This is a genomic window from Pseudophaeobacter sp. EL27, from assembly GCF_900313025.1.
GTDB lineage: Bacteria > Pseudomonadota > Alphaproteobacteria > Rhodobacterales > Rhodobacteraceae > Pseudophaeobacter.
The window spans coordinates 466412-475550 of sequence record NZ_OMPQ01000011.1; the positions used below are offsets into that span (position 1 = coordinate 466412).

Sequence of the window (9139 nt, forward strand, 5' to 3'; positions counted from 1 at the left end):
TCCGGTTTCAGCCCAGATCTTCGTCTCCTCAGCAGGCAGGGGAGCTCATGGTTTCGGGCTGCCGAGTGACCGCTGAGGTTGGAAAACTGGCGCGACTTTGTGCGGCAACAAACTCTATTTCAAACGCGACCCTTAATCGTGGGGAACCCGAAACCACGATTGGATTCCCAAATGTCTGAAATCCTGACAAAGTCACGGGCCCGGAACATTTTCTACGGAGGATCGCTGTTCTTCGTCGCGATCTTTGGGGTCCTGTCCTTTCACAGCCATCGCTATGTGGTGAATACATCGACTGCCGGAATGCCCCTGACCGAAGCGGTTGTCCTGGGCAAGCATGTCTGGGAGCGACACAGCTGCATCAACTGCCACACGCTGCACGGCGAAGGCGCCTATTTTGCCCCTGAACTGGGCAATGTCATGTCCCGCTGGGGCACCTTGGATGACCCTGAAACCGCCTATGAAATCCTGGACGGCTGGATGAAATCTCAGCCCAGCGGTGTCGAGGGGCGCCGCCAGATGCCCTATTTCGAGCTCACCGAGGAAGAAATGCGCGGCCTCGCAGAGTTTCTGCGCTGGGCCGACCAGACCGACACACAGGGCTGGCCGCCCAATGACGCGGGTTAAGGAGACAGGTTATGAAGTATCAATCTCAAAAAGTGGCCTATGCCTATTTCCTGGTGGCGATGGCGCTCTTTGCCATTCAAGTTTTGGGAGGGCTGATCGCCGGCTGGATTTATGTATCGCCTAATTTCCTGTCAGAGCTGCTGCCGTTCAACATCGTCCGCATGTTGCACACCAATGCGCTCGTCGTCTGGCTGTTGCTGGGCTTCTTTGGCGCGGCCTTCTACCTGATCCCCGAGGAAAGCGAGCGAGAGATCTATTCGGTCCCGCTGGCCTATCTGCAATTGCTGATCCTGGTGGTTGGCACCCTGGGGGCTGTACTCACCTATCTGTTCAATCCATTTCCAGGCAACTGGCTGTTGGGCATGCAGGGGCGTGAGTTCATCGAACAGCCCATGTGGGTGAAACTGGGCATTCTGGTTGCGGCGCTTATGTTCCTGTTCAATATCTCGATGACCGTTTTGGCCGGGCGTAAAACCGCCATCTCCAATGTGCTGTTGACCGGTCTGTGGCTGCTGTCACTGCTCTGGCTCTTTGCTTTGGTCAATCCTGACAACCTCAGCCTCGACAAAATGTACTGGTGGTTCGTGATCCATCTCTGGGTGGAAGCCACCTGGGAACTGGTGATGGCCTCAATCCTGGCCTTCCTGCTGCTGAAACTCACCGGGGTGGACCGCGAGATCGTTGAGAAGTGGCTCTATGTGATCGTCGCCACCGCGTTGTTCTCGGGCATCCTCGGCACCGGGCACCACTTCTACTGGATTGGCCTGCCGGGCTATTGGCAGTGGATTGGGTCGATCTTCTCGACACTGGAAGTCATTCCCTTCTTCCTGATGATGAGCTTTGCCTTTGTCATGGTCTGGAAGGGCCGTCGCAATCATCCCAACAAGGCCGCGCTGTTGTGGTCGCTGGGCGCGTCGACTGTGGCTTTCTTTGGCGCTGGCGTCTGGGGCTTTTTGCACACGCTGCACGGGGTCAACTTTTATAGCCATGGCACCCAGATCACCGCAGCCCATGGTCACCTGGCCTTTTACGGCGCCTATGTTGCCACCAACCTGGCGGTCATGAGCTATGCCATCCCGCATCTGCGGGGCCGTGATCCCTACAATCAGGTGCTCAACATGGCCTCATTCTGGCTGATGACCGGCGGCATGGCCTTCATGACCTTTGTGCTGACCTTTGCGGGCACCATTCAGACCCATATGCAGCGGGTTCTGGGCGAGGGTTTCATGGAGGTCCAAGAGGGGCTCAGCCTGTTCTACATGATGCGCTTTGGCTCTGGCCTGGCCGTGGTGATCGGCGCGCTATTGTTCATCTACGCGATGATGGTTCCCCGCCGCGAGCTCTTCGTGCGTGACGCCAAAACCGCCCAAGTTGGAGAATGAACATGAACGCCCAAGTCAGCGATTTCGAGGTGCCATTCTACCAGCCAGTTGGCAATGAATGTGCGCTATTTGAAACTGCTCAAAACAATGGTTTGCCCCTTCTTCTGAAGGGGCCAACCGGCTGCGGGAAAACCCGCTTTGTCGAACATATGGCGGCCCGCACAGGGCGTAAGCTCTACACCGTGGCCTGCCATGACGATCTGTCGGCGGCGGATCTCATTGGCCGCTACCTGCTGCGGGGCGGCGAAACCGAATGGGTGGATGGCCCCTTGACCCGCGCGGTGCGCGAAGGCGCGATCTGTTACTTGGATGAGGTGGTCGAGGCCCGCAAGGATGTCACCGTCGTTCTGCATCCTCTGACCGATAATCGCCGCACGCTGATGTTGGATCGCACCGGCGAAGAACTGGTCGCCCCCAAGGGCTTCATGTTGGTTGCCAGCTATAATCCAGGTTATCAAAACGTGCTCAAACGGATGAAACCCTCCACCCGGCAGCGGTTTTTGTCGGCCTCGTTTGATTTCCCTGAGGCCAGCATCGAAATCGAGGTTGTCACCCAGGAAAGCGGGTTGGGCCGGGAGCGCGTCGCCCCCCTGATCCGATTGGCCGGGCATATCCGGGCGCTGTCCGGTATGGATCTGGAGGAAGGCGTGTCAACGCGTCTTCTGATCTATGCTGCCCAGCTGATCGCAGGCGGCATGCCAATTGATCAAGCCCTGCAGGCGGCCATCGTCGAGCCCTTGACCGATGAGGCAGATGTTCAGACCGCGCTACGTGATCTGATCGCTGTCGTTTACGGGTAACGCGCCATGGCTGCTTTGCACCCCCTTGATCTGATGGATCCCGAAGAAGCTGTGGGCAACATCTGGCATGACTACGCAACCAAGATTGGGGCGCAGCCAAGCTTTCCTGAGGCCGCGGTTGCCCTACCCGAGGTGCGTGGCAGTCTGGTGCTGTTGTTTCGCGCCCTTGGGGGGGCTGCCTCTGTTGAGCTGGCCGAGGCGCCGCAGATACGGTCACATCATCGTCAGGGGGTGCAGCGCAAACTGGGCAACCGGGGGGAGCTGATGTTCCTGCCGAGTTATGATGGCGAGCGTCTGTGCCTGCCGCTCAGCTTTGACGTCTTTCCGGAAAAGACGCTGAACCAAGCCGCCTATTTCTGGCTGGTCGCCCTTGCGGCAATGCAGCCCGCACTGCCACCGGCTGAGGGCTGCGGTTGTATCAAGGATCGCGCCCAGATCGAGGCCATGGCGCAGGCCTCTGATCTTGCCTTTCAACGCTGCCCCGGCCTGCGCGGTGCCTATCAGCGCATGTGCAGTTTTATCTTGGCAACCCGCCCCAAGCTGATGTTGCCCCGCGAGGAGGCGCGGCTCGAGCAGGCGATTCTGGACCAGCTCAACAGCCCAGACGCCAGCCCCGTTGCCCTGCCGGAACAGCGACAGGCCCCCAAGAGCTATCTGCCTTTTACCCCGGTGCCGATCTGGCTCACGCTGAGCGTGCCGCAGTCCGGCACAAAAGCGGAGGAAGAGGAGGAGGCAGACAACCTGCCGCCAGCCCCAGCTGCCGCGACCACCAATCGCAAAATGGCCGCGCGTGAAGATCGCGATGAGGCAAATCGCAAAGACAGCCTGATCATCCACCGCTTTGAATCCATCCTGTCCTGGGTGGAGAGCATGAACCTCAACCGCTCCATTGATAACGACGAAGACGAAAACGCCCAAAAGGCTGCGGATGATCAGGACAAGATCATTCTGTCGCGCCACAAGGATAAAAAAACAGCCACCCGGCTGCGGCTGCATCTGGATCTGGCCCCGGCGGATGCCGAGCACGAACGACTTGCCGGTGTGTTCACCTACCCAGAGTGGGACCATCGCAAGCGCAGCTATTTGCAGGATCACACCAGGGTTCTGGACACCGAGGCCGACACCGACGCGCCCCAGACCCTGATCCCTGATCCGAGACAATTGCGCGCCGTGCGCCGCCAGTTCGAAGCCCTGCATCCGCGTCGGGTGATGCGGCCACGTCAGATCGAAGGCAGCGAGCTGGACTTGGACGCCTTGATCACCGCACGGGTGGATTTGCAGGCGGATGGCACCTCCAGCGACCGCATTTACCAAAGCCTGCGCCAGATTGATCGTGACCTCTCCGTCTGCTTCCTGCTCGACACCTCGCGATCCACAGAAGCTTCGGTTGGGGACAGCACCGTGTTGGATATAGCCCGCGAAAGCCTGGTTGCTCTTGCCGGTGGCATTGATGCCAGTAGTGATCGGTTGGGCATTTGGGGCTTTTCCTCATTGCGCCGCGACCGGGTGTTTTTGAAGAAATGCAAAGGTTTCGACGCGCCAATGTCGTCAGAGGTGACACAGCGAATTTGTGGCCTCACCCCCTGTCACTATACCCGACTGGGGGCCGCCATTCGCCATGCCACCGCACAGCTGGAGCAGGAAAGCGCGGCGCGAAAACTTCTGCTGGTGCTTACTGATGGCAAACCCAATGATCTGGACCACTACGAGGGCATCCATGGCATTGAGGACAGCCATATGGCGGTGCGCGAGGCCCGACGCATGGGCCACACGGTGCATGGCATTGTCATCGACCAGGACGGCCAGGACTGGTTTGCCCGTATCTTTGGCCGGGCGGGCTTTACCCTGCTGCCGGACCCGACGCGCTTGACCCGTGCATTGCCACAAATCTACCGATCCCTGACCCAGGAGACCTGACATGAAACGCATTTTTTTCGCGATGCCCTTGGTATTTCTGCCTGCCACTGTTTGGGCAACCAGTTTTGACCGCCCCATCCCGCAGTCCCAAAGTGCCACTGCCGAGTTCTGGTTCTTTCTTGCATCCCTGACCTTGATCGCGGCGCTGGGCGCAGTTGGATGGCTGGTGAGCAAACGATGAAACAGCCCTGGGGCAAGGCGCGGCTGACGTTGGTTCTGTACCCGTTTGGCGCAGGGGCAGCGGCGGTCAATGTATTTTTTGCCTCTCTGATCACTTCGTGGATTGGCTGGTCGGTGCTGTCCCCCGTGCAGTCGCTCGGCCTTGGCCTAGTGCTGGGGGCGCCGCTAACCTTTGCCTTTGCGCGTCACATCCACAAACTGATGCAGAGCTAACAAACCCCGATGCCCTGTTTGGCGCACCGGTGAGACGCGGCGACCAAGCGACTCTCACAGCTAGTTGCTCCGGTAAACAAAGGACATCCTGCGCGGGGCCCCTTTGGGTGGCGGTGGGAACGGCGCTGCACTTTGGACCTGTCTCCTGGCGGCACGGGCGAGCTCTTTTGTGCCCGTGTTGCTGGTGATGTCGACCCTGGCCAGCGAGCCATCAGGATTGATCTCAAACACCACACGGACGGTGCCTGGAATCGAAACTTGGGCAGAGGGGGCCCGATTGAGATGAAGCAAAACCCGGCCAGCATAGTTGGTGGTTTTAGAATTTCCGGTCGCACGAGAACCCAGCAGGCCAAAGCCTTCCGCTTGTGAGCCACCGCTTTGCCCGGCAAAAGGATTGCCTTGGCCGTTTTGATAGGCACTCAAAGGGGATTGAAACGGAGGTGGAGACAGAAGGGAGCTCAGCGCAGTTGTATCCTCTCTCTGCCCTGTGGCCGCGACCTCGGATCGGCGGGGCGGTGGCTTTGGACGCAGCGAGGTGGCAACGGCCAGATCGGAAACAGCTGTTTCTGCTGCGGCGTTTTCGGGGGTAGGCTCCTCTGTTATGGGGGCGTCCAGAGCCTCCAGTGTTTCGGGCGGTAACAGCGCGTCCGGCAACGGAACGGTAGGAACCTCAGAGGGCACAGGGGAGGGGGCAACAGCTACGCTGGGCGTGACGGGAGCTGACGAGGTGACTGGCGGTGTCGAGTTTGGGGTGACGGGTGGCTGCACTGTGGTCTCGGGGACGGTCGGCTCTACCGGTTCCTGTTTGGCAAGGCTTTCCTGTTCGCCGCCCGAGGCGGCTCCAGAGGGCTCTACTGCCTGGGGTTCAACGATCTGGCCCGGCGCAGCCTCGCTTGATCCGGCGGCTCTTGGCGTCACCTCTTGTGCGGTGCCTGTGTCCGGTGAATAGGTGTCCTGAGGGGTCTCAGCAGCCACAAGCGCCTCGCTGGTCGGCGTTTCTGCACTCTCTGGCTCCGGCACAGTGGCGTTGTCCAATTCCGGCGCAGGAGTCGTTTCTTGCGGGGCCGCATCAGACAAAGGTTCAGCAAGATCTTCAAAGGCATTGTCGAGAGTGACTACATTCTCGGAGCCCTCGCCAGCAGACTGCTTTGGCTGATCAAAGCCGATCACGTTCAATCCGACCATATGCAGCAACAGCGACAGCACAATGGCGGCAACCGCGATACCTGTAGAGGCTTTGATCATTCCAGCGACCGCACAGTGACGAGGAAGACACCTGGAGCGCCCAGCCGGCGCAGCGCTCCGGTAATCTCTATGAGCCGGGACCCTGGGACCGCGCGGTCAGGAACAATGCGCACTGGCTTTGCCCCATGGGCGGCCATGTATGTTTCGGGATCGGTCAATCTGCCCTGAAAACGCAAAGTGCCGTCTTTGTGAAGCACCAGCGCATCTGGCGGCTCGCGCCCTTCGAGACCAGAGGTTTCCACCAGTTCCAAACTGCTGTCGAGCGGCGGCGCAATTGTGCCCGCGATCAGGAAAAAGATCAGCATCAGGAAGACTACGTTGATCAGTGTGATCGTCGAGTCGCGTTTCCTGCGCGTGCGGGGGCGTCTGATCATAGTGTCACTCCAGCACCAATACGGTCAGCCCTTCGCGGCCCCGCAGATGCACCAGGAAATCCACCACCCTCTGCGCTGTGGTGTCAGCATCCAGACTAACAAGCACCTGCCCGGTCTCGAGCTGTGAGGTCAGTTCCTCCAGGGAGACCGATGCGCCATTCAAGGTTAAACGCGCAGCTCCCAGCTGCACAAAGGCCTTTTGATCGGATTGGGTTTGAGGCGCGGAGGCCCCGGCAGTCGCCTGACCCAGCTCGATTTCACCAAAGGTCGAAAAGGTCGAGGTCAACATGAAGAACAGCAACAACAAAAAGATCACATCGATGAGCGGGGTCATCGACAAGGCCCGTCGGACAAAGGGGGTGCGGTTACGCATCGAGCGGCGTGGAGACAGTTGCCGCGGGGAGCTGGATACCTCCGTGCACCTGGACGCCCGTTTGACCGGGCACCAAAACGGTTTGCAGGGCCTTGTCGGCAAAGACCCTTTCACGGGCCGTTCGGCTTTCAAACCAGGCAAGCAGCATAGAGGTTGGCATGGCCACAGCCAGCCCCACAGCGGTGGTTAACAGGGCCACCCAAATACCTCCTGCCAGCAGTGAGGGATCAACCGAAGAACCGGCATCCTGCAGGTTCTGGAAGGCCTCGATCATGCCAAGAACTGTCCCAAACAGGCCCAGCAACGGAGCAAGTTGCGCAACCGTGTCAAGAAACCGAAAGCCACGCTCCAGCCCGGCGAGTGCCAGCCCTGCTTCGGCATCAAGCCTGCCATCGAGATCGGACTGACCCTGCGCCTGCATTGCGGAACGCAACAAGGGGGCAAGGTAGCTATGGCTCTCGGAGATACGCAGCTGTGCCGCCTCTCGATCTCCGGCGTCCCAAAATTCCAGGGCTTCGCTGAGCACCCGGTGGCGGCCAACGCCGGAGACTGCAAACTGCCAGAGCTTGTAAAGCGTGACACCCAGCGTCAGCACTGAAACCGCAATGAGGATCATAACCACCGGGCCGCCAAGGGCGAGGATCTCACCTAGTACATCAAGAGATTTCATCCCAGCAACTCCACTGCCTGCCGACTGCTAAGCGATAGGTATTTATCGCAGATTTCGCTTTCAACCCCCTCAATAAGACAGGAGTTGGCGCCGTTGATCAGCACCTTTCCCACCGTGCCGCAGGCCATATTCGGCAGCTCAAACTGGCGCACCCGAGGCCGGTCTGCAGGCAGGTCGCGAAAATCAAAGAGCGACAGGCTCACCACGCTCCCTGAGCTGTCAAAAACCACGGTCTCAAAAATGCTTTGGTCGATTGTTTGGCCCGTCTCGTTGCGCACCAGAAAGGTCAATCGGCAAGCCGTGCCCGCATCCTGAACCTCGTTCAACTCCAAAAACAGGGAGGAGGGGTCCTTCTCGGTGGATTGGGCCAATATCAGGCTAGGAACGAGACTTAAGAAGAGCACCAAAGAAGCGATATGGCGAAGAAACATCGATTGGCTCCTGTTTGTAGAATGCTGACCCGAACAATCTGCAGGTTCGGATGATGTTTGGCGGCAGCACATCATTCTTCCTAAAGAAGGGCGGGGGCAAGGATCAAGCCTCTTAGGCTCTGTTGTACAAATTGGCTGATAGGAGTTTCCCTCCCCCCTGGCCGGACCTATCCCATTGCTTCTGTGATGGGTATTCCGAGGGCTCTTTCGCAGTTCCTGAGGGCGATACGGATCTAGGCCTCGGCGACCTGACGTTCCAAGTCCTGCGCCATGAGATGTGACCGCTGATCTGAAGCCCGCATGGGCCAAGGCAGATATAAAAATTCACGACACTCTTTTTATACAAAGTATTTGGCTAATAGGCACAACTGGCTTTGTTGCACAAATCGTTTGTAGGGATTCATGCTGTGAATCCAGCATGATAGATGGGAGGTGTGAGTGGCAGGCCCTCAATAATGTACAAGACAAAAACTGGTCGTCTTACAATGCTAGTCTGAAGCAGCGTGGATCTCTGTCGGGAAATGTCGACCAGCGCGTCACAGACCGCCTCTGGCTGCAAGATCATTCGCGCCTTTGGCAATTGATCGAGCGGCAACCTATCGATTCATTCCTGGAAGCCCGGCAGCGGTTTGCGCTGCCAGACCGTTGAAGCGCAGTTTGACTGATGAATTGCAGTCAGACTTCCAGGTGCGGATACAAAAGCCTGCAATCATCGAGTGCAGGGATTTTGTCGAGGATCATTTGAGGGGCCCTGTTTTCAGGGCCGGTTCCGGCGGCTGGTAGGGCAGCGAGGAGTGGTGCAGAACGATTCGCAGCGTACCGGTTTCGTCCTTTTTGTAACCAAAGCTCTTGTCGACCGTGGTGACCGACCCGTCCGAGTTGGTCAGTTTGACCCAGCCCATCCACATCGCCACGTCGCCCTGAAGGAAG

The 9139-nt window shown here is 58.6% G+C and carries 11 protein-coding genes and 1 pseudogene; 6 read left to right on the forward strand and 6 right to left on the reverse strand.

Features of this window, described 5'->3' with window-relative positions:
• Positions 1 to 171: 171 nt before the first annotated feature.
• From ED661_RS14635 to ED661_RS14660, 6 genes are read left to right on the forward strand one after another with little or no spacing between them, the layout of a single operon-like run.
• On the forward strand, positions 172 to 624 hold the full coding sequence (locus ED661_RS14635; protein ID WP_122074631.1) for a cytochrome c: 453 nt from the start codon (positions 172 to 174) through the stop codon (positions 622 to 624).
• Between the two features lie 11 nt (positions 625 to 635).
• Positions 636 to 2006 carry a cbb3-type cytochrome c oxidase subunit I gene (locus tag ED661_RS14640; RefSeq protein WP_122074632.1) on the forward strand — a complete coding sequence of 457 codons (1371 nt, stop codon included), beginning with the start codon at positions 636 to 638 and terminating at the stop codon, positions 2004 to 2006.
• A gap of 2 nt (positions 2007 to 2008) precedes the next feature.
• Entirely contained in the window at positions 2009 to 2806 is a 798-nt protein-coding gene (locus ED661_RS14645; protein ID WP_122074633.1) for a CbbQ/NirQ/NorQ/GpvN family protein, read from the forward strand.
• Between the two features lie 6 nt (positions 2807 to 2812).
• Positions 2813 to 4723, forward strand: coding sequence for a nitric oxide reductase activation protein NorD (locus tag ED661_RS14650; protein WP_122074634.1), 1911 nt, complete (start codon positions 2813 to 2815; stop codon positions 4721 to 4723).
• Position 4724: 1 nt separating this feature from the next.
• Positions 4725 to 4904 (forward strand): hypothetical protein, encoded by a 180-nt coding sequence (locus tag ED661_RS14655; RefSeq protein ID WP_122074635.1) that lies wholly within the window; start codon positions 4725 to 4727, stop codon positions 4902 to 4904.
• Entirely contained in the window at positions 4901 to 5116 is a 216-nt protein-coding gene (locus ED661_RS14660) for an NnrT protein (RefSeq protein ID WP_122074636.1), read from the forward strand. Before ED661_RS14655 ends, ED661_RS14660 begins: the two co-directional genes overlap by 4 nt.
• A gap of 60 nt (positions 5117 to 5176) precedes the next feature.
• Here the strand turns inward: ED661_RS14660 and ED661_RS14665 are convergent, their stop codons facing one another.
• The 6 genes and pseudogenes from ED661_RS14665 to ED661_RS14690 all read right to left on the reverse strand — a co-directional run.
• Positions 5177 to 6361, reverse strand: coding sequence for an energy transducer TonB (locus ED661_RS14665; RefSeq protein ID WP_122074637.1), 1185 nt, complete (start codon positions 6359 to 6361; stop codon positions 5177 to 5179).
• On the reverse strand, positions 6358 to 6735 hold the full coding sequence (locus ED661_RS14670) for a biopolymer transporter ExbD (RefSeq protein WP_122074638.1): 378 nt from the start codon (positions 6733 to 6735) through the stop codon (positions 6358 to 6360). The genes ED661_RS14665 and ED661_RS14670 overlap by 4 nt, the downstream gene beginning before the upstream one ends.
• A 4-nt stretch (positions 6736 to 6739) precedes the next feature.
• Entirely contained in the window at positions 6740 to 7069 is a 330-nt protein-coding gene (locus ED661_RS14675; protein ID WP_122074685.1) for a biopolymer transporter ExbD, read from the reverse strand.
• A 31-nt stretch (positions 7070 to 7100) separates the two neighbouring features.
• Entirely contained in the window at positions 7101 to 7778 is a 678-nt protein-coding gene (locus ED661_RS14680; protein ID WP_122074639.1) for a MotA/TolQ/ExbB proton channel family protein, read from the reverse strand.
• Positions 7775 to 8209 (reverse strand): hypothetical protein, encoded by a 435-nt coding sequence (locus ED661_RS14685; protein ID WP_122074640.1) that lies wholly within the window; start codon positions 8207 to 8209, stop codon positions 7775 to 7777. Before ED661_RS14685 ends, ED661_RS14680 begins: the two co-directional genes overlap by 4 nt.
• Positions 8210 to 8946: 737 nt before the next feature.
• Positions 8947 to 9139: pseudogene (locus ED661_RS14690) on the reverse strand (hypothetical protein); the annotation flags it as partial.